27 protein-coding genes and 1 tRNA gene are annotated in these 24,974 nt (G+C 64.6%); 12 read left to right on the top strand and 16 right to left on the bottom strand.

All coding sequences use genetic code 11. From position 1 onward, the window contains the following. Positions 1–74: 74 nt before the first annotated feature. The gene (locus EOC83_RS15840; protein ID WP_063168263.1) at positions 75–1,202 is read left to right on the top strand and encodes an ATP-dependent RecD-like DNA helicase; all 1,128 of its coding nucleotides are present in this window, start codon (positions 75–77) and stop codon (positions 1,200–1,202) included. Here the strand turns inward: EOC83_RS15840 and EOC83_RS15835 are convergent. Then, on the bottom strand, positions 1,195–1,617 hold the full coding sequence (locus EOC83_RS15835) for an STAS/SEC14 domain-containing protein (protein ID WP_013531056.1): 423 nt from the start codon (positions 1,615–1,617) through the stop codon (positions 1,195–1,197). The genes EOC83_RS15840 and EOC83_RS15835 overlap by 8 nt on opposite strands. Positions 1,618–1,751: 134 nt before the next feature. Here EOC83_RS15835 and EOC83_RS15830 point away from each other — a divergent pair, with 134 nt between their 5' ends. After that, positions 1,752–2,492, top strand: coding sequence for a pyridoxine 5'-phosphate synthase (locus EOC83_RS15830; RefSeq protein WP_063168262.1), 741 nt, complete (start codon positions 1,752–1,754; stop codon positions 2,490–2,492). Positions 2,493–2,596: 104 nt separating this feature from the next. Then, positions 2,597–4,516 (top strand): potassium transporter Kup, encoded by a 1,920-nt coding sequence (locus tag EOC83_RS15825; RefSeq protein WP_063168261.1) that lies wholly within the window; start codon positions 2,597–2,599, stop codon positions 4,514–4,516. Positions 4,517–4,701: 185 nt separating this feature from the next. Here EOC83_RS15825 and EOC83_RS15820 read toward each other — a convergent pair whose 3' ends face one another. After that, a complete protein-coding gene (locus EOC83_RS15820; protein WP_063168260.1) occupies positions 4,702–5,595 on the bottom strand; it encodes an SDR family oxidoreductase in 894 nt (297 codons plus the stop codon). A 135-nt stretch (positions 5,596–5,730) separates the two neighbouring features. Between EOC83_RS15820 and EOC83_RS15815 the strand changes: the two genes are divergently transcribed. Together EOC83_RS15815 and EOC83_RS15810 are read left to right on the top strand one after the other, a co-directional pair. Next, positions 5,731–6,141 carry a helix-turn-helix domain-containing protein gene (locus tag EOC83_RS15815; protein ID WP_063168259.1) on the top strand — a complete coding sequence of 137 codons (411 nt, stop codon included), beginning with the start codon at positions 5,731–5,733 and terminating at the stop codon, positions 6,139–6,141. A 44-nt stretch (positions 6,142–6,185) separates the two neighbouring features. Then, positions 6,186–7,481 (top strand): NAD(P)/FAD-dependent oxidoreductase, encoded by a 1,296-nt coding sequence (locus EOC83_RS15810; RefSeq protein ID WP_082826476.1) that lies wholly within the window; start codon positions 6,186–6,188, stop codon positions 7,479–7,481. Here the strand turns inward: EOC83_RS15810 and EOC83_RS15805 are convergent. After that, the gene (locus tag EOC83_RS15805; RefSeq protein ID WP_063168258.1) at positions 7,429–8,175 is read right to left on the bottom strand and encodes a glutathione S-transferase family protein; all 747 of its coding nucleotides are present in this window, start codon (positions 8,173–8,175) and stop codon (positions 7,429–7,431) included. The genes EOC83_RS15810 and EOC83_RS15805 overlap by 53 nt on opposite strands. A 99-nt stretch (positions 8,176–8,274) precedes the next feature. Here EOC83_RS15805 and EOC83_RS15800 point away from each other — a divergent pair, with 99 nt between their 5' ends. From EOC83_RS15800 to ilvC, 3 genes are all read left to right on the top strand, one after another. Then, complete coding sequence (locus EOC83_RS15800) at positions 8,275–8,733, top strand: MarR family transcriptional regulator (RefSeq protein WP_063168257.1); 459 nt, start codon at positions 8,275–8,277, stop codon at positions 8,731–8,733. Between the two features lie 118 nt (positions 8,734–8,851). Continuing rightward, the gene (locus EOC83_RS15795; protein ID WP_244514306.1) at positions 8,852–9,565 is read left to right on the top strand and encodes a TetR/AcrR family transcriptional regulator; all 714 of its coding nucleotides are present in this window, start codon (positions 8,852–8,854) and stop codon (positions 9,563–9,565) included. 100 nt (positions 9,566–9,665) lie between these two features. Further along, positions 9,666–10,685 (top strand): ketol-acid reductoisomerase, encoded by a 1,020-nt coding sequence (ilvC, locus tag EOC83_RS15790; RefSeq protein ID WP_013531065.1) that lies wholly within the window; start codon positions 9,666–9,668, stop codon positions 10,683–10,685. A gap of 107 nt (positions 10,686–10,792) precedes the next feature. Here the strand turns inward: ilvC and EOC83_RS15785 are convergent, their stop codons facing one another. Next, the gene (locus EOC83_RS15785; protein ID WP_013531066.1) at positions 10,793–11,359 is read right to left on the bottom strand and encodes a BA14K family protein; all 567 of its coding nucleotides are present in this window, start codon (positions 11,357–11,359) and stop codon (positions 10,793–10,795) included. 189 nt (positions 11,360–11,548) lie between these two features. Here EOC83_RS15785 and EOC83_RS15780 point away from each other — a divergent pair, with 189 nt between their 5' ends. Together EOC83_RS15780 and EOC83_RS15775 are read left to right on the top strand one after the other, a co-directional pair. Next, positions 11,549–12,661, top strand: coding sequence for an endonuclease/exonuclease/phosphatase family protein (locus EOC83_RS15780; protein ID WP_013531067.1), 1,113 nt, complete (start codon positions 11,549–11,551; stop codon positions 12,659–12,661). A gap of 3 nt (positions 12,662–12,664) precedes the next feature. After that, complete coding sequence (locus tag EOC83_RS15775; RefSeq protein ID WP_063168256.1) at positions 12,665–13,381, top strand: hypothetical protein; 717 nt, start codon at positions 12,665–12,667, stop codon at positions 13,379–13,381. Here the strand turns inward: EOC83_RS15775 and EOC83_RS15770 are convergent. The 4 genes from EOC83_RS15770 to EOC83_RS15755 form a co-directional block, all read right to left on the bottom strand. Beyond that, positions 13,378–13,620, bottom strand: a complete 243-nt coding sequence (locus tag EOC83_RS15770; protein ID WP_013531069.1) for a hypothetical protein — start codon at positions 13,618–13,620, stop codon at positions 13,378–13,380. The genes EOC83_RS15775 and EOC83_RS15770 overlap by 4 nt on opposite strands. A 131-nt stretch (positions 13,621–13,751) precedes the next feature. Beyond that, positions 13,752–14,969, bottom strand: coding sequence for an ABC transporter permease (locus EOC83_RS15765; RefSeq protein ID WP_063168255.1), 1,218 nt, complete (start codon positions 14,967–14,969; stop codon positions 13,752–13,754). Continuing rightward, positions 14,966–15,679, bottom strand: coding sequence for an ABC transporter ATP-binding protein (locus EOC83_RS15760; protein ID WP_127325957.1), 714 nt, complete (start codon positions 15,677–15,679; stop codon positions 14,966–14,968). Before EOC83_RS15760 ends, EOC83_RS15765 begins: the two co-directional genes overlap by 4 nt. A 4-nt stretch (positions 15,680–15,683) precedes the next feature. Further along, on the bottom strand, positions 15,684–16,976 hold the full coding sequence (locus EOC83_RS15755; protein ID WP_063168253.1) for an efflux RND transporter periplasmic adaptor subunit: 1,293 nt from the start codon (positions 16,974–16,976) through the stop codon (positions 15,684–15,686). Positions 16,977–17,077: 101 nt separating this feature from the next. Between EOC83_RS15755 and EOC83_RS15750 the strand changes: the two genes are divergently transcribed. Next, the gene (locus tag EOC83_RS15750; protein ID WP_063168252.1) at positions 17,078–17,986 is read left to right on the top strand and encodes a PhzF family phenazine biosynthesis protein; all 909 of its coding nucleotides are present in this window, start codon (positions 17,078–17,080) and stop codon (positions 17,984–17,986) included. A 106-nt stretch (positions 17,987–18,092) separates the two neighbouring features. Beyond that, positions 18,093–18,168: transfer RNA gene (locus tag EOC83_RS15745), tRNA-Lys, on the top strand. Positions 18,169–18,281: 113 nt separating this feature from the next. Here the strand turns inward: EOC83_RS15745 and EOC83_RS15740 are convergent. The 8 genes from EOC83_RS15740 to EOC83_RS15705 all read right to left on the bottom strand — a co-directional run bounded on the left by EOC83_RS15740 (position 18,282) and on the right by EOC83_RS15705 (position 24,973). Further along, positions 18,282–18,542, bottom strand: a complete 261-nt coding sequence (locus EOC83_RS15740; protein ID WP_063168251.1) for a hypothetical protein — start codon at positions 18,540–18,542, stop codon at positions 18,282–18,284. Positions 18,543–18,631: 89 nt separating this feature from the next. Next, the gene (gene cobT, locus EOC83_RS15735; protein WP_063168250.1) at positions 18,632–19,642 is read right to left on the bottom strand and encodes a nicotinate-nucleotide--dimethylbenzimidazole phosphoribosyltransferase; all 1,011 of its coding nucleotides are present in this window, start codon (positions 19,640–19,642) and stop codon (positions 18,632–18,634) included. A 52-nt stretch (positions 19,643–19,694) separates the two neighbouring features. Beyond that, positions 19,695–20,471, bottom strand: a complete 777-nt coding sequence (cobS, locus tag EOC83_RS15730; protein WP_063168249.1) for an adenosylcobinamide-GDP ribazoletransferase — start codon at positions 20,469–20,471, stop codon at positions 19,695–19,697. A gap of 3 nt (positions 20,472–20,474) precedes the next feature. Beyond that, a complete protein-coding gene (locus tag EOC83_RS15725; RefSeq protein WP_063168248.1) occupies positions 20,475–21,788 on the bottom strand; it encodes a cobyrinate a,c-diamide synthase in 1,314 nt (437 codons plus the stop codon). Continuing rightward, entirely contained in the window at positions 21,785–22,603 is an 819-nt protein-coding gene (gene cobA / locus EOC83_RS15720) for a uroporphyrinogen-III C-methyltransferase (RefSeq protein ID WP_063168247.1), read from the bottom strand. The genes EOC83_RS15725 and cobA overlap by 4 nt, the downstream gene beginning before the upstream one ends. Next, the gene (gene cobM, locus EOC83_RS15715) at positions 22,600–23,364 is read right to left on the bottom strand and encodes a precorrin-4 C(11)-methyltransferase (protein WP_024501374.1); all 765 of its coding nucleotides are present in this window, start codon (positions 23,362–23,364) and stop codon (positions 22,600–22,602) included. Before cobM ends, cobA begins: the two co-directional genes overlap by 4 nt. Next, positions 23,361–23,747 (bottom strand): cobalamin biosynthesis protein, encoded by a 387-nt coding sequence (locus EOC83_RS15710; RefSeq protein WP_013531079.1) that lies wholly within the window; start codon positions 23,745–23,747, stop codon positions 23,361–23,363. Before EOC83_RS15710 ends, cobM begins: the two co-directional genes overlap by 4 nt. Then, the gene (locus tag EOC83_RS15705; protein WP_063168246.1) at positions 23,744–24,973 is read right to left on the bottom strand and encodes a bifunctional cobalt-precorrin-7 (C(5))-methyltransferase/cobalt-precorrin-6B (C(15))-methyltransferase; all 1,230 of its coding nucleotides are present in this window, start codon (positions 24,971–24,973) and stop codon (positions 23,744–23,746) included. Before EOC83_RS15705 ends, EOC83_RS15710 begins: the two co-directional genes overlap by 4 nt. Between the last annotated feature and the right edge of the window lies 1 nt (position 24,974).

The following is a 24,974-nucleotide window of genomic DNA, read 5'->3' as shown; positions in this document are numbered from 1 at the left end:
CTTAAGCGTCCCGGCGCATCGATGATGATGGCGGCTGTCTTGTCTTTCCCTTGCGAATCCGGTCTCTCGCGCTGATGGAATTCTCTCCCCAACAGGACGAGGCGCTGCAAGCGGTCGCCCGCTGGCTGAAGATCGGCCAGCCGCAGCTGTTCCGGCTGTTCGGCTATGCCGGCACCGGCAAGACGACGCTGGCGCGCTATTTCGCCGAGCATGTCGACGGCCAGGTGCAGTTCGCCGCCTTCACCGGCAAGGCCGCGCAGGTGCTGCGCTCCAAGGGCGCGGTCAATGCGCGTACCATCCATTCGCTGATCTACCGGCCGAAAGGCGAGGAATCGGTGTCGGACGAAATCACCGGCAAGACGTCGATGTCGCCGACTTTTTCGCTCAACCGGCAGAGCCCGATCTCGCGGGCCAAGCTGGTCGTCATCGACGAATGTTCGATGGTCGACGAGCAACTCGGCCGCGACCTGATGAGTTTCGGCACGCCGATCCTGGTGCTTGGCGACCCCGGCCAGTTGCCGCCGATCTCGGGCGGCGGCTTCTTCACCGACCACGAGCCGGATTTTCTGCTCACCGAAATCCACCGGCAGGCGCGCGACAACCCGATCCTGCGGCTGGCGCTCGATGTGCGCGAGGGCCGCGAGTTCATGCGTGGCGACTATGGCACGGCGCAGGTGATCGGCAAGGAAGACGTTACCCAGGAACTGGTGCTGAAGGCGGACCAGGTGCTGGTCGGCACCAATCGCACGCGGCGCCGCTACAATCAGCGGCTGCGCGAGCTCAAGGGCTTCAACGCCGACTATCCGCAGGCCGGCGACAAGCTCGTCTGCCTGCGCAACGATCCGGCAAAGGGCCTGCTCAACGGCTCGCTGTGGAAGGTGATGACATCGTCGCGCGAGACGGTGAAGCCCGGCATCAACCTTCTGGTGTCGCCGGAAGAGGACGATCCGGATCGCGGCGTCGCCAAGATCAAGCTGCTCAAGGCGGCGTTCGAGGATCCGGACGCCGATATCCCCTGGCAGCAGAAGAAGCGCTTCGACGATTTCGACTATGGCTACGCGCTGACCGTGCACAAGGCGCAGGGCTCACAGTGGAACGAGATCGTGCTGTTCGATGAAAGCTGGGCCTTCAAGGAAACCCGCCAGCGCTGGCTCTACACCGCCATCACGCGGGCGGCCGAGCGGCTGACGATCGTCAGGTAGGGGCGCCGGATGCTGTTGCCCCGATAGGCTGTGCGGCAAGCCATTGCCAGGCGGCAGCCTCGTCCTCCGTCCTGAAATGCCTGATTTCGATGGGTGGTGAGGACGGCAGAAAGCGTTGTGCGTCCGCTATCCAGTCCGGTTCGCCGATCGTCGCGCAACGGTCGACATGTTCCAATGCATGAATGGCGCCCTGCTTCAGGGTCTCGTCAGCGATGTCGGCCCAGTCGACGCCGTCGTGGTCGACGAGGCGCACCAGCACATCGACGCGCGGATGCAGGGCGTAGGCTGCCTCCAGCAATCCGAAAAGATTTTCACCATCGGCCGCGGAAACGTGCCCGACGACATCGATGGCGAAAAGGTCGTCACGGCTGGTCTCGATACGGCGGATTGCCGGCACCTCATCAAGAAAATTCATCGGCGCTACCTTTCCCCGCTGGTTCATCAGGCTTGGAACACCCGAAACCCCCAGTCTGTTCCCACCAAAGGCATTACTGTTCCCGTCAAAGGCATTATAGGTGGGCGCGTCTAACGATTTCCGAGGCCACCCGCATGCCTGCAAAGCTCTCCGTCAACCTCAATGCCATCGCCATGCTGCGCAACCGGCGCGACCTGCCGTGGCCAAGCGTCACCGGCCTCGGCCGCATTGCGCTGGCGGCCGGAGCGCACGGGCTGACAGTGCATCCACGCCCCGACGAGCGGCACACAAGACTCTCCGATGTGCCTGAGATCCGGTCGCTGATCGACGACGAGTTTCCGGGCGCGGAATTCAACATCGAGGGCTATCCGACCGAGGATTTCCTGCTGCTTGTGGAAAAGCATCAGCCTGAACAGGTGACCTTGGTGCCGGACGATCCGGCCCAGGCGACATCGGACCATGGCTGGAACTTCGCAACCCAGGCCGCGTTCCTCACACCAATCGTCAAGCGCCTGAAGAAGGGGGGCTTTCGCGTGTCGCTGTTTTCCGATCCGGATCCCGATTGGGTGGCGGCCGCGCGCGACACCGGCGCCGACCGCATCGAGCTCTATACAGGTCCATATGGCAGCTATCACACAGATTCCGCCAAAGCCGCCAAAGAGCTGGAAAGGCTGGGAAAAACCGCTGACGCCGCGCTTGCCGCCGGGCTGCAGGTCAATGCCGGGCACGATCTGGTGGTCGGCAACCTGCCGGCGCTGGTCAAGCGCATTCCGGCATTGGCCGAAGTGTCGATCGGACATGGGTTGACAGCCGACGCGTTGGAGTATGGCATGGCCGGTACGGTGGGTCGGTTCCTCAAGGCCTGCGGATGGTAGCGATGGGCAGCCTCGCATGGCAGGCATGGCAGCCATTACGCGACGGCACTTGATATTGCATCGCAGCAAGCGTAGAGCACCGCGCGCTTATCGGAGTGTCGTCCATGGCCCTTACCAATACTGGTAGTGAGGCAGAACCCGTCGAACAATCGAGCCATTCGGAAGTCGAACAGCACAGCACCAAGGTTCTGATGCTGGGCGCGCTCGGTGTCGTCTATGGGGATATCGGCACCAGTCCGATCTACGCCTTTCGCGAGGCGCTGGTGGCATCTTCCGGCGGACAGGTGGCCGACCGCGGTGACATCCTCGGCGTTTTGTCGCTGATCATCTGGTCGCTGACCATCATCGTCACCATCAAATACATCATGTTCGTGCTGCGGGCGAACAACCGCGGCGAGGGCGGCGTGCTGTCGCTGATGGCGCTGGCGCGCGGCAGTTTCCCCAAGCGCTCGGCGCTGATGCTCGGCATCGGCATCGTCGGGGCGTCGCTTTTCTTCGGCGACGCCGTCATCACGCCGGCGATTTCGGTGCTGTCGGCGGTCGAAGGCATGAACGTCGTCACGCCGACCTTCCAGCCTTATGTCGTGCCGCTGACACTGGTCATTCTCGCCATAGTGTTCGCGGTGCAACGTTTCGGCACGGGCGGCGTGGGATTGGTCTTCGGTCCCGTGACGGCGGTGTGGTTCCTGGCGATCGGCCTTTCCGGCCTCAACCACATCATCGCCGATCCGGAAATCCTGTGGGCGATCAGCCCGCACTACATCGTCGCCTTCCTGATCAATTCGCCCGATGTCGCTTTCGTCACCATCGGCGCCATCTTCCTCGCGGTCACCGGCGCGGAAGCGCTCTATGCCGATCTCGGCCATTTCGGCCGCAAGCCGATCGTGCTCGCCTGGCTGTGGGTCGTGTTTCCGTGCCTGCTGCTCAATTATGCCGGGCAGGGCGCTTTCGTGCTGGCCAAGAACGGCGTCGTCGGCCATCCGTTCTTCGAAATGAATGAAGGCTGGACGCTGATCCCGATGGTCGTGCTGGCGACCGCCGCCACGGTCATCGCCAGCCAGGCGGTGATCTCGGGCGCCTTCTCGTTGACCAGGCAGGCGGTGCAGCTCAACATGCTGCCGCGCCTGGAAATTCTGCATACGTCGGAGAAACAGTCCGGCCAGATCTACATGCCGCGCGTCAACCTGCTGCTGGCGCTGGTGGTGATGATGCTGGTGGTGGGCTTCGGCGAGTCCAGCAGGCTGGCATCGGCCTACGGCATCTCGGTGACCGGCAACATGCTGGTGACCACGGTGCTGTTGTTTGTGGTCATGACGCGGATCTGGAAATGGAAGCTGTGGCTGGCGGTCTCGCTGACGGCGCTGTTCGGCTTCATCGACGTCGGTTTCTTTGCCTCCAACATCGTCAAGGTGTTTGAGGGCGGCTGGGCATCGCTGGCCGTTGCCTTCACCATCGTGCTGGCCATGTGGACCTGGGTGCGCGGCAGCCGCTATCTGTTCGACAAGACCCGCCGCAACGAGATCCCGCTCGATTTCCTCGCCGGCAATCTGTTGAAGAAGAAGCCGCAGCTGGTGTCAGGCACCGCCGTGTTCCTGACCAGCGATCCGCTCAGCGCGCCAACCGCACTGATGCACAGCCTGAAGCACTACAAGGTGCTGCATGAGCAGAACGTCATCCTTTCAGTGGTGACCGCGCCGCAGCCGGTGGTGCCCGACAGCGACCGGGTCAAAATGGAGACGGTCAACGAGCTGTTCATGCGGGTAACGCTGACCTTCGGCTACATGGAGCAGCCCAACATCCCGCGCGCGCTGGCGATCTGCCGCAAGCAGGGCTGGAAATTCGACATCATGACGACTTCGTTCTTCCTGTCGCGGCGTTCGCTCAAGGCCTCGCCCAATTCCGGCATGCCGGTGTGGCAGGACCGGCTGTTCATCGGCCTGGCGCGCACGGCGGCCGACGCGACGGAGTATTTCCAAATCCCGACCGGGCGCGTGGTGGAGATCGGCACTCAGGTGGCCATCTAGGACATGCCGATATTCAGGTGAGGCCGGCCTGCGAACGGCAGGTTCCTGCGCTTCCGGTACTCACGGACCAAGTGTCCGCTCCGTTCCGGTTCTCGGAACCCACATTCTCGGTCCAGCCTGACCTGAATCTCGACATGTCCTGGCGAATGAGCTGTGTCTTGCGGCACAGTCCATGTCACTCCGCTTCAACCGGCCAGCGCGGCCTTGTTCGCCTCGAGGAACTGCTTCAGCGTTTTTGGCTTGCGGCCGGAAAGCGTCTCGATCGCGTCGGTCACCATGGCGATGCGGCCGGAGCGCGTGTTGACGTCGAAGGACACGATGACTTCAGCAAAATCCTCGGGAACGCCGGATGCCTTTACCCCTTCGGTGAGCGCTTCATCCGGAACCTGCACGACATCGAGCGACTTGCCGGTGACCTCGCTTACCAGGGCGGCAATCTCTGCCGTGGTGTAGGCGTGCGGACCGGTCAAGGTGTAGGTCTTGCTTTCGTTTGAAGCGCCAGCGAGGCTGGCGGCGATCGCCGCTGCCATGTCGTCGCGCGCACCGTGGGCAATGCGCCCGTCGCCGGCCGACGTGTACCATTTTCCCGAGGCGATCGCGTGCGGCAGGGCCATGAACAGGTTCTCCTGGTACCAGCCGTTGCGGAAGATCGTGTAGGGGATGCCGCTCGCCTTGATCGCCTGCTCGGTGCTGTAGTGGTCATCGGCAAACAGGACCGGCGATACCGGCTCCGGATTGGGCATCGAGGTGTAGAGCAGATGCGAAATGCCGGCGTTTTTGGCCGCGGCGACGGCATTTTCGTGCTGCTTCAGGCGCCTGCCGCTTTTGAGATCGAGATCGCCGGTCGAAATAATCAGCACCTTGTCGGCGCCTTTGAATGCGGTTTCCAGCGATGCCGCGTCGTTGAAGTCGGCGGCCCTGACAACGACGCCGCGCAGCGCCAGATCGGCCACGCTTTCCGGATTGCGTGTGGCGGCGATGATGTTTGCCGGTGGAACTTTGTGCTTGTCCAGGAGATATTGGATGACGCCGTGGCCGAGCTGGCCGGAAGCGCCGGTGACGAGAAGGGTTTCGCTCATGGAAGGTCCTGACATTGCGCCGCTAAGGCGGTTCGAGTGGCAGTCTCAAAAAGAGACCAGCACTAAAATAGGAATTGACCTGGTGCCGTAAAGAAGGCAGTTTTTCGGGAGGTAGGCACACGCAGGGAACCAGCCATGGACGGCAAGGTCATCAATCTGAAATCGAAGTTGGAGGTCTATAAGGCCATCTCAGGCGGCGGCAATATTGCCAATTGTCCGGTTCGCGAGGTCATTCAAGGGGTGAGCGGCAAATGGAGATCGCTGCTGATGATGGCGCTGGCTGAAAAACCCTATCGCTTCGGTGAGTTGCGGCGCCTTGTGCCCGACATTTCGCAACGCATGCTGACCCAGACGCTGTACGATCTTCTGCGCGATGGCTATGTGCATCGTGAGGTGTTCCCGACCAAACCACCAAGCGTCGAATACAGCCTGACCGATCTCGGGCGCTCTATGTTCGGCGCCTTTCATCAATTGATTCTGTGGGCCGAACTCAACCATGATGCGGTGCGCGCAGCGCGCGCCGATTTTGATGCGTCCCAGGCTTGAACGGCCGCCAAGGCCCAGGCTTGAACGACCGCTAAAGCCCCACGGTGCGGCTTGATTTCGCCGGGCTGCTGAAGGATTGTCCCGGCCAGTTCGGCTTTGGGGGCATTGGCATTTCCTACGACATCGCAATAGCAGGCGCCGGGCCGGCGGGACTGGCCATGGCGCTCTATCTCAAGCGCGCCGGGCATCGGGTCACGGTCTTTGAACGCTTCGATGAGCCGAAGCCGGTCGGCTCCGGGCTGATCCTGCAGCCGACAGGGCTGACGGTGCTGGCCGATCTTGGCCTGCTCGACGACATGCTGGCGCTGGGCAGCCGCATCGACCGCCTGCATGGCGCCGATGCCACCACAGGCCGTACCGTGCTCGATGTCCGCTACGATGCGCAGCGCGGTGGCCGCTTCGGGCTGGCGGTGCACCGGGCGGCCTTGTTCGGCGTGCTCTTCCGCGCCGCCCAACGCGAAGCGATCGCCATCGAAACCGGCGTCGAGATCGAGGCCTTGGAGACGGGCGAACGGACGACGCTGATCTGCGGCAACGGACGAAGGGCGGGGCCGTTCGACCTCGTCATCGACGCCAGCGGTTCGCGCTCGAAACTGCGCGGCGCAAGCGCTGCAGGCGAGCCACGACCGCTCACCTATGGCGCGTTCTGGGCCTCGCTTGGCTGGCGCGGCGACGGTTTCGATGAGCGCGCGCTGCTGCAACGCTACGACAGAGCGAGCGTGATGATCGGCGTGCTGCCGATCGGCCGGCCGCAGCCGGGCGCTGAAAAGATGGCGGCCTTCTTCTGGAGCCTGAAGCCGTCGGACGCCGATGAGGTGCGCGTCCGGGGCCTGGATGCCTGGAAGGAGAGGGTGATCCGGCTGTGGCCGCAGAGCGAGGCGTATGTCAGCCAGATCGACAGTTTCGACCAGCTCTCGCTGGCGCGCTATGGCCACCACACGATGAAGCGGCCGGTTGGGCGGCGGCTGGCCATCATCGGCGACGCGGCGCACTCGACCAGCCCGCAGCTCGGGCAAGGGGCCAATATGGCGCTGCTCGACGCCGCGGCGCTCAGCCATGCGCTGGCGCGGACGGACAGTGTCGAAGCGGCACTTGAAGCCTATGCGAGGGCGCGGCGCTGGCATGTCCGCATCTTCCAGGCGCTGTCGCTGGCGTTCACGCCGTTCTACCAGTCGGATTCGGTGGCGCTGCCCTTCATCCGCGACAGGCTGGTGGCGACGGTGGCAAAAATCCCGCCGGCGCCGCAGTTTCTCGCCTCGATGGTGGCCGGCACCGTAATCGATCCGTTCAAGCGGATAGGACTGGTCGAAGCGCGGTGGCCGGATCGTTTTGGCCAATGAGGCTCGAAAGGTACGATCCCTTTGCCCGCAGGAAGGCATGCAGGCGCTGCGGGTAGTCCGGCGCCACGGCTTGCCTGATCGACGGGCGTTCACTCAACGCCCGGCGCCATGCGCGGACGAGGGGCTTTCGGTCAAGAATGCCGAAATCACCGATCCGGTCGAAGACATCGAGATAGCGGAAGACCGGACCGTAAACGGCGTCGACCAGCGAGAAGTGCTTGCTGGCGAACCAGGGGCCGCCAGGCTCGTCCGCCAACTCGGCTTCGAGACGGTCGAACATGGCGGACAGCGCGCTGGATTCGTCAAGGAAGCCGGCCTCGGTCGATGTTGAATAGAACCGGCTGATGGCATTGAGGGTTGCCGAACCGAACTCGATCCAGGCGCGATGCCGGGCGCGGGCATAGGGATCGGCCGGGTGGAGGGGATTGGCCTGCGTCTCTTCGAGGAATTCCAGGATGACGGCCGATTCGAAGATCACCGTTTCCTCGCCATTCCGCTGCACGCGCAGCAGCGGCACTTTGCCGAGCGGCGAGATCGCCTTGAACCAGTCCGGCTTGTTGGCGAGGTCGATATCGACGCGTTCGAACGGCACGCCCTTTTCGGCCAGCGAAATCGCGGCGCGCTGCACATAGGGGCAGAGGTGATGGCTGACGAGAATGAGCTTGTCGGCGCGTTTGCAGATTTCGTGTTTCATCGGATTGGCTTTCCCTGATTAATGCAATTGCATCTATGTAGATGCATATGCATTGATCGTCAAGCTTGATGCAATTGCATCTATCGTCTAAGGTGCGCCATGACCGAGAAAGCCGCGCCTTCGCCCGAAGCCATCAAGGCCTGGGCTCGCCTGATGCGCGTATCGCGCCAGTTGATGGAGAGCGCCGAAGAGGCGTTGAAGGCCGCCGGTCTGCCCCCACTTGCCTGGTACGACGTGCTGCATGAACTCGCCGAGGCGGGCGAGGGCGGGCTGCGGCCGTTCCAGCTCATCGAGCGCACGCTGTTCGCCCAATACAACATTTCGCGCCTGCTGGCCCGGCTCGAGGCCGATGGGCTCGTCGAGAAACTGCCGGTGGCCGATGACGGCCGTGGCCAGACCATCCGCATCGCGGCCAAGGGGCGAGACATACGCCGCCAGATGTGGGCTGTGTACGGACGCTCGATCGCCGAACTGGTTGGCGCCAAACTGTCGGCGGATGAGCTGACCATGGTCTCGGCACTGCTTGGACGGTTGCGCCATCCGCCAGCCAGCGATTAAGCGAGCCTGTCGCGCCAGCGCCTGTCCATTTTTGCAGATATTTTGCTCTCGTCCTCTTGCGCACGGCCTCGGATCGCGCAATATGCCGAACCGTAACGTACGGTACGGCCTATCGGGAATGCCGACCTTTCGAGAGAAGAGCGTGTTGCACATCGTGCCTGACATCGACACCAGCGAAGCGCTGACAGAGCGGCAGAAGGCCGTGCTCGACGCGGCGTTGCGGCTGCTGGTCGAAGAGGGCGACCAGCTGACCATGACCGCCGTGGCGCGCCGCGCCAGCTGTTCCAAGGAAACGCTCTACAAATGGTTCGGCGACCGCGACGGGCTGCTGACAGCGACGGTGCAATGGCAGGCCTCGAAAGTGCGGGTGGCACCGGTCGACCGCAAGGGGCTCGATCTTGCCTCGCTGACCGCGAGCCTCGAGCGCTTCGCCTCGGATTGGCTCAAGGTGATTTCCAGCGACACGTCGATCGCGCTCAATCGGGTGGCGGTCAGCCATGCGGGCTCCGGCAAGGACAATCTCGGCGCCGTGGTGCTGGAGAACGGCCGCTTCGCATTGGCCAAGCGGCTGAAGCCGGTGCTCGAGGCCGGCCGACGGACCGGGCTTTTGGATTTCGCGGATGCCGAGACGGCGTTTCGCACCTTTTTCGGGCTGGTCGCCCGCGATGTGCAGATCCGTCTGCTGCTCGGCGACCGGCTGGAATTGACTGAGGCGGCGATCGGCGGCGATGCCGCGCGGGCGACGCAGCAGTTTCTCGCTCTTCATGGAGCAACAACCGGCCGCAAGGCCCTAGAGCCGGATGATTTCAGGTCAAGTCGACCTGAAATCTGAATTCGTCTCTAAATCAAGAAGATAGAGCATGATGTCGTCCGAAAACCGCTTCACACTTTTCGGCATCATGCTCTGATTTATAAACGGGAAGGAAGACAAAATGCGCGTCTATTACGATCGTGATGCCGATCTCAATCTGATCAAGGGCAAGAAGGTCGCCATCATCGGCTATGGCAGCCAGGGCAGGGCGCATGCGCTCAACCTCAAGGATTCCGGCGCCAAGGAGATCGCAATCGGCCTCAAGGCCGGCTCGGCAACCGCCAAGAAGGTCGAGGCCGACGGTCTCAAGGTGATGAGCGTGGCGGACGCGGCCAAGTGGGCCGACCTGATGATGATGGCAACGCCGGACGAACTGCAGGCCGACATCTACAAGAACGAGATCGCCCCGAACATCCGCGATGGTGCCGCTATCGCCTTCGCGCACGGCCTCAACGTGCATTTCGGCCTGATCGAGCCGAAGTCGACGGTCGACGTCGTCATGATTGCCCCGAAGGGCCCCGGCCACACGGTGCGCGGCGAATACCAGAAGGGCGGCGGCGTGCCGTGCCTGGTCGCCGTCAACCAGGATGCCTCGGGCAATGCGCTCGACCTGGCCCTGTCCTACGCCTGCGGCGTCGGCGGCGGCCGTTCGGGTATCATCGAGACCAATTTCCGCGAGGAATGCGAGACCGATCTGTTCGGCGAGCAGGTCGTGCTGTGCGGCGGCCTGGTCGAGCTGATCCGGGCCGGTTTCGAGACGCTGGTGGAAGCCGGCTACGCGCCTGAGATGGCCTATTTCGAGTGCCTGCACGAGGTCAAGCTGATCGTCGACCTGATCTATGAAGGCGGCATCGCCAACATGAACTACTCGATCTCGAACACCGCCGAATGGGGCGAATATGTCTCGGGTCCGCGCATCATCACCGCCGAGACCAAGGCCGAGATGAAGCGCGTGCTGAAGGACATCCAGACCGGCAAATTCACCTCGGAGTGGATGCAGGAGTACCGCGCCGGCATGTCCCGCTTCAAGGGCATCCGCCGCAACAATGACAGCCACCAGATCGAGGAAGTCGGCGCCAAGCTGCGCGCGATGATGCCGTGGATTTCCAAAAACAAGCTGGTCGACAAGGCGAAGAACTGAGCGAAATCCACAAGCGCTCGAAAATAGCAGCTTCCATGAACAAGAAACGGCGCCACGTGGCGCCGTTTTTTCATTCTGTCGGTCAGCTCAGCTACAGGGCCAGCCCATCAATAGGGTGAGTAGCACTGCTGGCGCGGGCCGTTGTAGGGCTGGAACGTGTTGTCGTAGGCCCGGTACGACCGGTAGCGGTTGTAGCACCATTGGACATGGGCGCTCGAAAGCCGTCCCGCGCGGTAGTAGCGGCGCGGCGCCGGCCGGTCATAGTAGTCGTAGTTGTTGTACATGCTGCCGAGGCCAAGCCCCAGGCCAAGGCCCAGGATCGCGGCACTCGCGCCATCATCGTAGTAACGGCCGCCGCGATAGTGATGGCGACCATGGCGCCAACGCCAGTTGTCTCCACCATTCCAGTGACCGCCGCCGCCGTGCCAGTGCCGACGGCCGCCGTCCCAATTGCCCGACCGGCGCCATCTCCAATTGTCGTTGTTGAACTGACGGTTGTTGTTGCCGCCCGCCCAGCTGTCGCGGACCGGCGTGACATTCGGCGCCGCGGTGCTGGTGGGAATCGACAGGTCCGGTTGCATGATCGGGCCGGCGGCGGACGGTGCCGTGACGCCGGAGAGGATACCCAGGGCTAGCAGCCCCGATTTGACCGTGGAAGAAAAGAGCGAATTCATTGCACTCTCCAAGAGTTACAGGCCCCACGCCCACCCGAGGAATGGGGCAACAATGGATGTTTGCATCTGAACGGCGGATGAACGGAAAGGTTCCGTCAACCATGACGCGAACGCGCCCAAGACCAATCGATCTCAGATGGTGATCCTGCGCGCTTGTTTTCCGAAGCACTTGCGGGCAAAGGTCATGGCATGTCGCTGCGCCTTGCCACCTTCAATGTCGAGAACCTGATGAACAGGTTCGATTATTCCGGCTATCGCAACCAGCTCAACGAGGATCGAACGCTGGCGCTGTTCGATATCCAGAGCGAGGCGGAATACAGGATGCTGGAGCAGGCCCGCGCCATCGCCCAATCCGACGACACGCGCCAGCTGACGGCGCTGGCAATCGCTGCCACCCGGGCCGACATCATCTGCATGCAGGAGGTCGACAACATCGAGGCGCTGAAGGCCTTCGAATATGGCTATCTGTTCAAGATGGTGGGGCAGGGCTACCGGCAGAAATACACCACATCGGGCAATGATTCACGCGGCATCGACGTTGCCGTGATGATGCGCAATGAGACCGCCCAGGGCCAGCCGATCGAATTCGTGCGCATGACCAGCCACGCCTATGTCACCTACGAGCAGTTCGGGCTGCACACGCCGGAACTCGAGGCACTGGGCAATCAGGCCAATGAGCGCATTTTCCGGCGCGACTGCCTGGAGATCGACGTCACCGTGGGCGGCGTGCCGCTGACGCTCTATCTCGTGCATTTCAAGTCGATGGGTTCGCCGCGCAACGGGCTCGACGGGCGCGAGGCGACGATGCCGGTGCGCATCGCGGAGGCGCAGGCCGTGCGGCGCATCATCGAGGAGCGCTTCGGCAAGGACTATGCCGCCGACAAACGCTGGGCAATCTGCGGCGACATGAACGATTACCGCCAGCGTGTGAAGGTGGCCGGCGATGCGATCGACGGCTATCGCTTCGAGGTGGTCGACGAAGCCCTGTCCTGCATCAACGTGCTGACGGCCGGCGGCTTCTGCGAAAACGTCGTCGAGCGGCGGCCGGAGATGAACCGCTGGAGTTTCTACCACACGCGCGGACCGGAAGAGCGGCATCTGTGCCAGCTCGACTACATCCTGCTGTCGAAGGGGCTCGCCGCCAGCAACGCGACGGCTGTTCCCGACATCATCCGCAACGGCCAGCCCTGGCGCACCATTTTTCCGCCGGGGCAGGAGGTCGACCGCTTTCCGCGTGCCGGCTGGGACCGGCCGAAGGCGTCGGACCATTGCCCGGTGGCGATCACGCTGGACATGACCTGACGCATGAGTTTCGACCTGCCACGCAACGTCATCCTGCCGGTCGACGCCATCGACGTCCGGCTCGATCCCGGTCCGCACCCGTTCGCAAGGGACAATGCAGAGGCGATCGCCGAGAACTGGCAGCACGAAATCGCTGCCAATCCGGCGCTGTTCGACGGCATGGTGGTGCTGCTGTCGCAGCTTGCCTACCGCGACAACCGTCTCGCCGGCCGCTGCCATGCGGTCAACTATTCGACTTTCATGCTGTGGCGGAAGCGGCGCGAGAATTCGGGCGCCGAGCATGCCTATGCCCATGCCATGCTGGTGGCTGCCGACAATGCGCTGGTGGCGATCCGCATGGGTCCGCACACGGTCAACGCCGGCCGCGTCTATTTTGCCGCCGGCTCATTCGAGCCGGTCGATTTTCGCGATGGCCTGGTCGATGTCGATTTCAACATGATCCGCGAAGTGCGCGAGGAAACCGGTCTTGACCTGTCAGCCGCGGAACGCGGCAAACGCTACCACGCCATGTCGACCAACAGCGGCACGGTGATCTTCCGCCGCTACCACGCGGCGGCGCCCGCCGACGAGATCGCCCAGCGCATCTCAGCCTTCGTCGCCACCGAAACCGAGCCGGAGATCGACGGGCCAGTGATCATCCGCCATGCCGCCGACCTGCCGGTCGGCCTGTCACCGCACATGAAGCCGCTGATCGAGTGGCATTTCGCAAACGGGAGTTAAGGGCGCGTCTTGTTCTGTGCCGCGTTGCGATCGTTGCGGGCGGCGACGAGGAACAGGATGAAGCCGATGCCGAGCAAACCGCCCATCGCCATTCCCATGGTCTGGCCGACGACTGCCTGAAAATCGGCTGTGACGCGATCGGGATTGGCCATGCCGAAGCGGGCGAGATACCACCAGATGCCTGCAAGGAAGGCCTCGATGACGACCATCGTCAGGATCAGTCGTGCCTTCTTGCTCATTGGCTATTCCTCCACCCAAGCGTGAATTGCCCTAGCATCATGAACGGCGCGGCGACAGTGGCGGGTAGGGTGGAAACGTCTAAGGCTGTGCAAAACCGGTCTGAGCGCCGGCCGCGTTTCGGCCGGTTGCCCTATTCGTGCCTAAGTGCGTCGATCGGGTCGAGCCTGGCGCCGCGCAGCGCCGGGAAGAAGCCGAACACCATGCCGATCAGGGCGGAAAAGCCGACGGCGAGCAGGATCACCGCCGGGCTCGGCGCAAACGGGATGGTCAGCGTCACCGCGGCGAGGCCGGCCAGCGCCAGCCCGATCAGGATGCCGATAATGCCGCCGAGCAGCGACAGCACCGTCGCCTCGACCAGGAACTGGATGAGGATGTGCTTTTCATGCGCGCCGATGGCGAGCCTGATGCCGATCTCGCGGGTGCGTTCGGTGACCGACACCAGCATGATGTTCATGATGCCGATGCCGCCGACCAGCAGGCTGACGCCGGCGACGGCGCCCAGCATGCCGGTCATGGTGGTGGTGGCGCTGGCCATGGCGTCGGCGATCTGGGTCATGTCGCGGATGGCGAAATCGCTTTCACGATCGGGCGTGATGCGTCTGGCGTCGCGCAGAATGTCCTCGACGCGCGGCTGCAACTCGCTGGTCGGCGTGCGGTCATCGGCGGCGATGTAGATGTTGTCGATGTCGCGGTTGCCGGCGATGCGGCGCTGGTAGGCGTGCAGCGGCATCAGCACGACATTGTCCTGATCCTGACCGAAGCCGGTATAGCCCTTGGGCTCGAGCAGGCCGATGATCTTGCAGGAGGTGCGGTTGACGCGGATGATCTCGCCCTCGGGATCGCCAGCGCCGAAGAATTGTTGGCGCACCGTCTCGCCGATCAGGCACACGCCTGTGCCCGAGCGGGTTTCGGAATCGCTGAACGGGCGGCCCGACACCAGTTTCCAGTCGCGCGCATCGAGATAGGCGCTGTCGGTGCCGGTGACGCCCGAGGTCAGGCTCTCGGTGCCGAAGATGACCCGGACCTGCTTTTGCGAAGCCGGCGAAATGGCGCGGGCGCCAGTCAGATGCGCAACCAGCGCCGCCAGCTCCTTTTCGGCCAGCGGACGCACCACCTGGTCGAGCCCGCCCGGGCCACCGGGACCGGCCGGGCGACCGGAGCGGACGACCAGCAGATTGCTGCCGAGCTTGGAGATGTCGGCCTTGACCTTCTGCGTGGTGCCCGACCCGATGGTGAGCATGGCAATGACGGCGGCAACGCCGATGACGATGCCGAGCAAGGTCAGGAACGAGCGCAGCACGTTGCGGCGGATCGAGCGCAGCGACAGGCGGACGGTTTCCCAGATCATGGTTGTGCGATCTCCAGCTTCCTGGAATCGGAGGCGACGTGGCCGTCGAGGAAGCGGATGGTGCGTTCGGCATAGTCGGCGACGTCGGCCTCGTGGGTGACCATGGCGATGGTCAGGCCAAGCTCCTTGTTGAGCCGCGTCAGCAACTCCATGATCTCGTGCGTGCGGGCGGTGTCGAGGTTGCCGGTCGGCTCGTCGGCGACGAGCAGCGTCGGGCGCGTGACGATGGCGCGCGCGATCGCCACGCGCTGCTGCTGGCCGCCGGACAGTTCGGCCGGCGTGTGGTGCTCGCGGCCGACAAGGCCGACCTCCGCCAGGGCCTGCATGGCAAGGTCGCGGCGCTCGCGGGCGGCCACGCCGCGATAGATCAGCGGCAGTTCGACATTTTCGGCCGCCGTGGTGCGGGCCAGCAGATTGTAACCCTGGAAGACGAAGCCGACATAGAGGTTGCGCAGCATGGCGCGGCGGGTGCGGTCGAGGCGGCCGGCGTCGATGCTCATGAAGGAATAGGTTCCGGCCGTCGGCGTGTCGAGGCAGCCGATGATGTTCATCGCCGTCGACTTGCCGGAGCCGGACGGCCCCATGATGGCGACGAATTCGCCACGCCGGATGGCAAGATCGACGCCGGCCAGCGCATGCACCTTGGCCTCGCCCTGGCCATAGCTCTTCCAGACCTTGTCGAAGGTGATGAGGGCAGCACCGGCAGCCACGGTATCAGCTCCGCTGCTGCGACGCGGTGATGACCTGTGCGCCTTCGTCGAGGCCAGAAATGATCTCGGTCAGTTCGCCGTCGGTCGAGCCGATCTTGACGTTGACCGGGTGCGGACGCCCGTTCTCCAGCACATAGAGCGTGCGCGAGCCGTCGGTGGGCACTGTGGCGGCCTGGCGCTGGCGGTTGCCGCCGGGGCGGCCCATGCGGCCGGTGAACAGGTCGCTGAGGCTCCAGCCGCGTGCGGCCTGCTGGACCGGGCGAAAGCGGAAGGCGGTGGCCGGCACGGTGAGCACGTCCTTGGCCTGCTTGGTGACGACCGAAACGGTGGCGGTCATGCCGGGCCGCAGCAGCAGCTCGTTGTTGTCGACCTCGAGCCGCGCATTGTAGGTGACGACGCCGTCGGTGGTGACCGAGGCATAGGAGATGTCGCGGATCTCGGCATCGAACGGCCGCTCGGGGAAGGCATCGACGGTGAAGCGGGCATGCTGGCCGGATTTGACCGCACCGATGTCGGCCTCGTCGACCGCCGCCACCAGTTCCATGTTCCTGAGATCGGCGGCGATGATGAACAGCACCGGCGCCTGCAGCGAGGAGGCGACCGTCTGGCCGGGATCGACCGAGCGCGTCAAAACGATGCCGTCGATCGGCGCATAGATTGTGCTCTTGGCAAGGTCGGTCTGCTGCGCCTTGAGGTCGGCCTGGGCGATGGCGAGGTTGGCCTGCGCACTGTCGAGAGCTGCCTTGGAACGGTCGCGCGTGGCGGTTGCCGCTTCAAGCGACTGGTCGGTCGCCATGCCGCGCCTGGTCAGTTCGGCGGCGCGCACCAGCGCCTTCTCGTTTTCGGCCAGCGTAACCGTGGCGTCCTCGACATTGGCGGCGGCGGCCTTGGCCGAAGCTTCGGCGCGCTCGATCTGGACTTCGAGTTTCACCGTGTCGAGTGTCGCCAGCACGTCACCCTTCTTGACCTGCTGGTTCTCCTCGGCCGAGACCGAGCGGATGATGCCGGACAGTTCGCTTGAAATATCGACCTGGGTGAGTGGCTGCAACGTGCCGGTCGCCGACACCGCGACGGTGAGGTCGGCCTTGGCGGCAGGCACTGTGGTGTAGTCAATCCTGGCCGGCGAGCCCGCATACCATTGATAGAGGCCAAGCGCGGCGGCGAGCACGATCAGCGCCAGCAACGCATAGAGCCACCCACGACGGCGCGATCTGCGCCGGCCTGTCTGGTCGAGCCCAAGCGCCGTCTCGATGGCGGAATCCGATTCCGTCTTTGGCAGATTGACAATCTGGTCCACGCTGGACCCCTATAATGCGCAATGTCCCTATCTGTGCACAGATCAGGCTTACCGGTTCAAATATCAAATTAAATTTCGCCCATGTTGGGATTGAGGCAGGAATGAAAACCCGGAATTACTTGCTTTACGATGTGTTTACGACCGAGCGACTGGCCGGCAATCCTTTGGCCGTCGTGCTCGACAGCAAGGGATTGGACACGGCCGCGATGCAGGCCATCGCGCGCGAATTCAACCTGTCCGAATCGGTGTTCGTCCTGCCGCCGGCCAATCCCAAGCACAAAAACCGCATCCGCATCTTCACGCCCGACTATGAAATGCCGTTCGCCGGCCATCCGACGGTCGGCGCCGCGATCGCGCTGGCCGAACTGGCGGAAGAGGGCGGCGCCGGCATCTTCGTGCTGGAGGAAAACATCGGTCCGGTGCGGTGCGCCGTCAGCAAGCATGACGGCAACACTTTTGCCGAGTTCGACCTGGCCAAGCTGCCGGAGCCGCTGAAGCTCGATGCCGATCCGGAGGCGATCGGTGCCGCGCTTGGGTTGACGCCGCATGAGATCGGCTTCGAGAATCACCGCGTCGCGTTCTGGTCGGCGGGCGTGCCCTATGTCACCATCCCGGTTGCCAATCTCGAGGCGGCGGGTCGCATCCGGCTGGACAACCAGGCCTGGTCGGAACTGGCGCCGCGCAAGAGCGAATGGGCCTTCGCCAGCCCCTATGTCTACTGCCGCGAGACGGTGAACCACGAAAGCGCCTTCCATGTGCGCATGATCGTGCCTGGCACGCCTTCCTATGAGGATCCGGCGACCGGCTCGGCGGCAGCCGCCTTTGCCGGCGCCATCATGCATTTCGACGCGCCGACCGATGGCATTTCACAGCTGTGGATCGAGCAGGGGCTGGAGATGGGCCGGCCATCGCGCATCCGCCTCGAACTGACCGTGCAAGGCGGAAAACTGGCCTCGGCGCGCATCGGCGGCAACGCAATCAAGGTGGCGGAGGGCAAGCTGTTCGTTTGATCGAACGCATGCTCGGTCGATTTGTCGGGAAATGATTCCGGCAGGGCTGGACAGGACCGATGGTGGCGGCTATATGCCCGCCAACGCCGGTTTTTGCCGGCCGAGTGGGTGCGTAGCTCAGTTGGTAGAGCAGCTGACTCTTAATCAGCGGGTCCACAGTTCAATCCTGTGCGCACCCACCAAATTCCTAGAAGAGTTGGTGGAAAGACCCTGAAAGCGAGACGCGTTTGGCGCATCTCGGGCAAGGCTGTCCGACCGTGATTCTTCAAACGCGCTATCCGGATCTTGTGGCGATTTAGCCGAGTTGAAAAATGCGGCTCAGAAACCGGCCGAATCGAAAAGCAAGGCTCTTTTCCCCGGCTGCAGCATCGCTGGCGCCAATTCCGTCTTTTCCCCCGGAGAAATCGCTGATGGGCCACCAGAAGAAGACCAGGAAGACAACGAAAATGCCGGTGTCGATCGGGCCATGACTTGAATAGCTGCTGTGACGGAACACAACAGCGACCGCCCCGGCGATAACACCGCAGCTGCGGCAGGATGAAATTTCTTCATCCACAAAAATCTATTTGAGAATCGCCGTTACGGTAAGATGCCTCCTTTGTCGTGACAACGGCATCTTTGTCGGCCGATACGGGGAATGAATAATTACTTCTCCGAAACGCCAGCCTCGGCAAAACTCGCCATGCGGGCATGGCACTCCAGCGCCGAGCGGACGATGTTGACGGCGAGGCAGGCGCCGGAGCCTTCGCCGAGCCGCATGCCGAGGTCGAGCAGCGGCGGCAGGCCGAGCGCTTCGAGCAGGCCGCGATGGCCTGACTCAGCGGAGACATGGGCTGCGATGGTGTGGGCGAGGCCGGTCGGGTGCAGCTTCGACAGCGGGGCTGCGGCGGCGGTGCAGACGAAGCCGTCGAGCAGCACGGGTATGCCGAGATGTCGGGCGGCGAGCGTGGCGCCGAAGATGGCGGCCAGTTCGCGTCCGCCGAGCACGGCAGCGATAGCAAGCGGGTCGGCGAGGGCTGCGGCATGGCGCTTCAGGCCGGCTTCGATGGCGACCACCTTGCGCTTCAAGCCGGCGTCATCGACGCCGGTGCCGCGCCCTGTCCACTTTTCCGCGCCGCCGCCGAACAGGGCTGCTGAAACGGCCGCTGCCGGCGTGGTGTTGCCGATACCCATTTCGCCGAAGCAGATAAGGTCCAGATCCTTCGTCACCGCATCATAGCCGGCCGAGACCGCCGCCAGAAAGGCCGCTTCGTCCATTGCCGGACCTTGGGTGAAGTCGCCGGTCGGATGGTCGAGATCGAGCGGGATGACGTCGAGTTCGGCGCCGGCCATGCGGGCAAGCTGGTTGATGGCGGCACCGCCGCCAGCGAAATTCGCCACCATCTGCACGGTGACTTCCGAGGGATAGGCCGACACACCTTGCGCGGTGACGCCGTGGTTGCCGGCGAAGACGAAAACCTTGACGCGGTCGAGTTTCGGCATGTCGCGGCCCTGCCAGCGCGCCAGCCACGCGGCGATGGTCTCGAGCCGGCCGAGGCTGCCTTGCGGCTTGGTCAGCGTGTCCTGGCGGCGGGCGACCGCATTGGCCGCGGCATCGCTGCCAGCCGGCAGGTCGAGGCAGGCGGCGCGCAATTCACTAAGGGATTTGAAGGGCATGGGGGCAAAGTCTCCGAAAAGGAATCAGGCCGCGAGAATCAGGCCAAAGGGATCAGGAAAGCGCTACGGAAGCGACGAGCAGCACCGCGATCTCGCTTGCCTGCTGCAAGGCGCCGATCGTGTCGCCGGTCTGGCCCTCGATCTGGTTGAAGCAAAGGGCGCGGAATGCGGCAAACAGCAGGCCAAGCAGGATCAGCGCGAAGACGGCGCCGCCCAGCCCGAGCAAGAGAAGCGGGATCGCGCCGAGCAAGGCGCCGGCTATGGCGGTTTCCTGCGAGACGGTGCCGGCGTCGACCGAGAGGCCGTCGACGCGCGCTGGAGGCAAGAGATGCATGAAGGCGCCAAGCAGGCCGCGCGAGGCCGCGTGTGCGGCCAGGAGGGCAAACAGGGCCTGTGTGGGATCGACGAACTCCGACAGCGCGCTCCAGCGGACCAGCAGCGACAGAGCCAGCGCCGCCGCACCATAGGCGCCGATGCGGCTGTCGCGCATGATCTCAAGTTTGCGGCCGCGCGATTTGCCGCCGCCAAAACCGTCGGCGACGTCGGACAGGCCGTCCTCATGCAGGCAGCCGGTGGTGAGCAGGGTTGCCATAAGGGCAAGTGCGGCCGCCGGCCCCATGGCAAGGCCGAACCGTTCCGCCGTGGCAAAAACGATGGCGCCGATCAGGCCGACGACGAGACCGGCGATGGGGGCGGCCCAGATCGCCGCGGCAAGGCTGCGGCCGCGAAAATCGAAGACGGGCAGCGGCAGCCTGGTGAAGAAGACCAGGCAGAGCGCGATGTCGTCGACGGCCTGCCGTGGTGAAAGGGCCAGATTCCCGAATTTCATGCTCTAGCCCCTCGCGATCGCATGGAAGAAGGTGCCGCTGACATGGCCGCGCCGGTAGCCCGAGGCGCCGATCGGATTGCCCTGGCCGTCGGCAAGGTCGGCCAGCGGCTCGTCATTGCCGGTGGCCGTCATCTGCGCATAGTGGAATTCGTGGCCCCGGATCAGCGCGGCCTGTGCACCCAGCGGACAATCGGCACGCAGCCGCGCCTCGCGGTAGCCGAGGTTCATCTTGCGCCTGGCGAAGCTGGTGGCATGGCCGAGCAGGCCGAGCATCGCATGCGTTTCGCCCGACGCGTCCTCCAGGGCTTCGCCGAGCACCATGAAGCCACCGCACTCGCCATGGATGGGCTTCGTCGCGGCGAAACGCGCCATGCCGGCGCGGAAAGTCGCGGCGGCGGCGAGCTTGCCGGCGTGAAGCTCGGGATAGCCGCCCGGCAACCAGCAAACGTCGCAGGTCCCGTCGGGCGCTTCGTCGACGAGCGGCGAGAACGGGACGATTTCCGCACCCGCCTTGCGCCAGTAGGCGGCGACATGCGGATAGAGGAAGGTGAAGGCGGCATCCTCGGCCAGCGCGATGCGTTGGCCGGGCGGCGCCAGCGCGTCGTCGAAACCGCCGGGCGCGGGGGTGAGGGGCGTCGCCAGGGCCATGATCGCATCGAGATCGAGCGACTTTTCCGCCATGTCGGCCAGCCGGTCGAGATGCGCCATCAGGTCGTCATATTCGCCAGCCTGGACAAGGCCGAGATGCCGCTCGGGCAGGTTCAGAGTGGGATCGCGCAGGATGGCGCCGACGACCGGCAGGCCGATCGCCTCGATGGCCTCGCTGCACAGCTTGCGGTGCCGCTCGCTGCCCAGCCGATTGAGCGCGACACCGGCCATGCGCACGTCAGGATCATAGGTGGCAAAACCCTTGGCGACAGCCGCCGCCGTGGTCGACTGGCCGGAGACGTCGAGCACAAGCAGCACCGGCAGGCCATAGAGCCGCGCCAGGTCGGCCGCCGAGCCGGTTCGGCCGGGAGCCGCGGGTATCCCGTCGAACAGGCCCATGGCGCTTTCCAGGATGACGAAATCGGTGTCATCGGCGGCTTGCGCGGCAAGGGCGTTGAGCAGCGATGGCGGCATCGCCCAGCTGTCCAGATTGACACCGGAGAGGCCCGTGGCGGCGGTGTGGAAGCCGGGGTCGATATAGTCGGGGCCGGATTTGGCGCCGCGCACCTTCAGCCCGCGCCGGGTCAGCGCCCGCAGGATGCCGATGGTGACGCTGGTCTTGCCGGAGCCGGAGCGCGGCGCGCCGATGATGATGGCGCGGGCCGTCATGCTTGCCCCGCCAGGGCCGCGCGCATGGCAACGATGCCGCCAACGACGATCAGCGCCGGCGAGGCCAGACCGGCGGCCGCAGCTTCCTCGGCAATGGTGGCGAGCGTGGCGACGACGGTCCGCTCCTGCGGCGTCGTCGCGGCGACGATTACAGCCGCCGGTGTCGACGGCGCCAGCCCGCCATCGAGAAGGGCGGCTGATATCAAGGGCAGATTGGCCATGCCCATATAGACGACGACAGGCTGGCCGGTGCGGGCGATCGCCGCCCAGTCGAGATCGTCATCGGTGCCGGCGGCGTGGCCGGTCGCCAGGATCACCGCCTTGTTGATGCCGCGCATAGTGGCGGGGATGCCGGTCGCGGCCAGCGCACTGAGGCCCGAGGTCAGGCCGGGCAGGACGCGGAACGGGATACTTTCCCGCGCCAGCGCCAGAGCTTCTTCGCCGCCACGGCCGAAAATATAGGGATCGCCGCCCTTCAGCCTGACGACGCGGCGGCCTTCGCGTGCGAGCCGGACCAGCAGGGCGGTGATGTCGTCCTGTTTCATCGACGGTTTGCCGCCGCGCTTGCCGGCAAAGAAAAGCTCGGCATTCTCCGCAACTGCGACAATGTCAGGGGACACCAGTGCGTCGTAGACCAGCGCATCCGCCTCGGCCAGCGCCGCCAGCACTTCCAGGGTCAGGCAGCCGGGGTCGCCGGGGCCGGCGCCGGCCAGCCAGACATGGCCCGGCTCCAGTTGGCGCGGCTTGAAGTTCAGCCGGGACAAGGCTTTTTCGAGCGTGGCGTTTTCGCCGGTGTTTTTGGTGCTGCCGCTCACAATCCGTCCCGTCCGCGAAAACGCCGCTGATAATGGGCGTCGTATAATGAACTCTCGCCAAAACCTCGCGCCGCCAGCGAGCGGCCGACGAAGATGATCGCCGTGCGCTCCATCGGATCGGCGGCGAGCTGTGCCTCGATGGTCGCCAGCGTGCCGGTCAGCACGCGCTCGTCCGGCCAGGAAGCGCGGAAGACGACCGCCACCGGGCAATCGCCGCCATAGTGCGGCGTCAGTTCGGCGACGACGCGATCGATGGCGTGGATGGCCAGATGAATAGCGAGCGTGGCGCCGGTGCGGCCGAAGCCGGCCAGCGTCTCGCCGGGCGGCATTTTTGAGGCGCGCCCGGAAATGCGGGTCAGCACCAGGCTTTGCGCCACTTCGGGAATGGTCAGCTCGCGGCGAAGTGCGGCGGCGGCGGCGGCGAAGGAGGGGACGCCCGGCGTCAGCGTATAAGGGATGCCGTGCTTTTCCAGCCGGCGGATCTGTTCGGCGACCGCGCTCCATACCGACAGGTCGCCGGAATGCAGGCGGGCGACATCCTGGCCTGATTTGTGCGCCTCGAGATAGGCGGCCTCGATCTCGTCGAGCGACATCGGCGCGGTGTCGACCAGCTTTGTCCCCGGCGCGCAGTGCTGCAGCAATTCGGGCGCGACGATCGAGCCGGCATGCAGGCAAACCGGGCAGTTTGCCAAAAGCCTTGCGCCGCGCAGCGTGATGAGGTCGGCCGCACCTGGACCGGCGCCGATGAAATGAACGGTCATGGCGCATCTCCGCTGATGGCGATGGCACAGGTGACCGGGCCGAGCACGGTGCGGGGGCCAAGCAGTTTTGCGCCTGTGCCGGCCACGGCGAGGGCGGACGCCTCGGAGACCGATGGTGTGCCGGCAACATCCTGCGAGAGATCGGAATGGCTGAGCGTATCCGACGAGGCAGCTTGAAGTGCTGAGTCGTCGACGACGATGACGGGAAGACTCAGCGTGCGGCCAGCGGCGGCGATCGCTTCTTCATCCTTCTTGAACGCGGCAGTCGCCAGTGCCGACAGCGCCGTCATCGCCAACCCATGCGCCTCCAGCGCCGTTTCGATCGCCGCAAGCACCTCTTCGACGCCCACGCCCTTTCGGCAGCCTATGCCTGCGACCATCATGGCTTCATCCAGCTCCATTGCGTCACTGGCATGGCCGGCCGCCAGGCCGGCATCGAGCCGACCGGCGAGGCCCGGGAGATGTTTATCCGCGTGAGATCGCCGCCGAGCTTCGTATGTTGGGCAAGAAGCAGGGCTTCCATCTCCAGCGTCACCGCGTTTGCCACGAGACGGCCGCCCGAGCGAAGCACCTTGATGGCTGTGCTCAAGACGCCGGTGTCGCTGCCGCCGCCGCCGATGAAGATCGCGTCAGGCGTATCCAGTCTGGCTAGCGCCTTGGGCGCGGCGCCTTCGACCACGACAAGGCCGGGAACGCCACAAGCGGCGGCGTTGTGGCCAATACGGGCAGCGCGCACCGGATCGGCCTCGATGGCAAAAGTGCGCATCGAAGGGTGGGCCAGCATCCATTCGATGCCGATGGAACCGGAGCCGGCGCCGATGTCCCACAGCAACTCGCCGCGCCGCGGCGCCAGCGCCGACAGGGTAATCGCGCGGATTTCGCGCTTGGTGATCTGGCCGTCATGGTCGAACAGGTGATCGGCAAGGCCTGATGTGAGCGGCAGCACGCGCGCGTCCGGACCGGATTCAACTTCGACCGCCAGCACGTTGAGCGGATTGAGGTTTTCGAGGTCGAAGGCATCGGCGCGGACCGAGCGCTGGGTCTCGCTTGGCCCACCCAACGCCTCCAGGATCGTCAGCCGCGATGCGCCGAAGTCGAGTTCCGCGAGCAGGCGGGCAATCGCCGCGGGGGCTTCTGCATCCGAGGTCAGCGCCAGGATGCGCGCGCCTGGCTGCAGCAGTGGCCGGATCAGGTCGAGCGGCCGGCCGTGCAGCGAGACGGTTTCGATATCCTGCAGCGCCCAGCCGAGCCGGGCGGCCGCCAGTGAAACGGCTGAAGGCGCGGGGATAACGTGCATCTCTTGCGCCTTGACCTTGCGGGCGAGCGTGGCGCCGACGCCGTGGAAGAAGGGATCGCCGGAGGCGAGCACACAGACGTTCCTGCCGGCGAGCGCCAGCACGTCAGCCATCTCGGCATCGAACGGAACCGGCCATGGGCGCGGCTCGCCCTTGGCGAAGGAAGCGACAAGGGCGAGGTGCCGCTTGCCGCCGAAGATGATCTCAGCCTGGGCAATCCGCTGCTTGGCCTCGTCGCCGAGACCCGCTAAACCGTCCTCGCCGATGCCGACGACTGTCAGCCAGGCGGCTCGCGATTGACGCTCAGCAGGCATA

It is taken from the genome of Mesorhizobium sp. Primo-A, assembly GCF_003997175.1.
In the GTDB taxonomy this organism is placed as follows: Bacteria; Pseudomonadota; Alphaproteobacteria; order Rhizobiales; family Rhizobiaceae; genus Mesorhizobium; species Mesorhizobium ciceri.
This window is presented reverse-complemented; position numbering and strand designations above follow the sequence as displayed.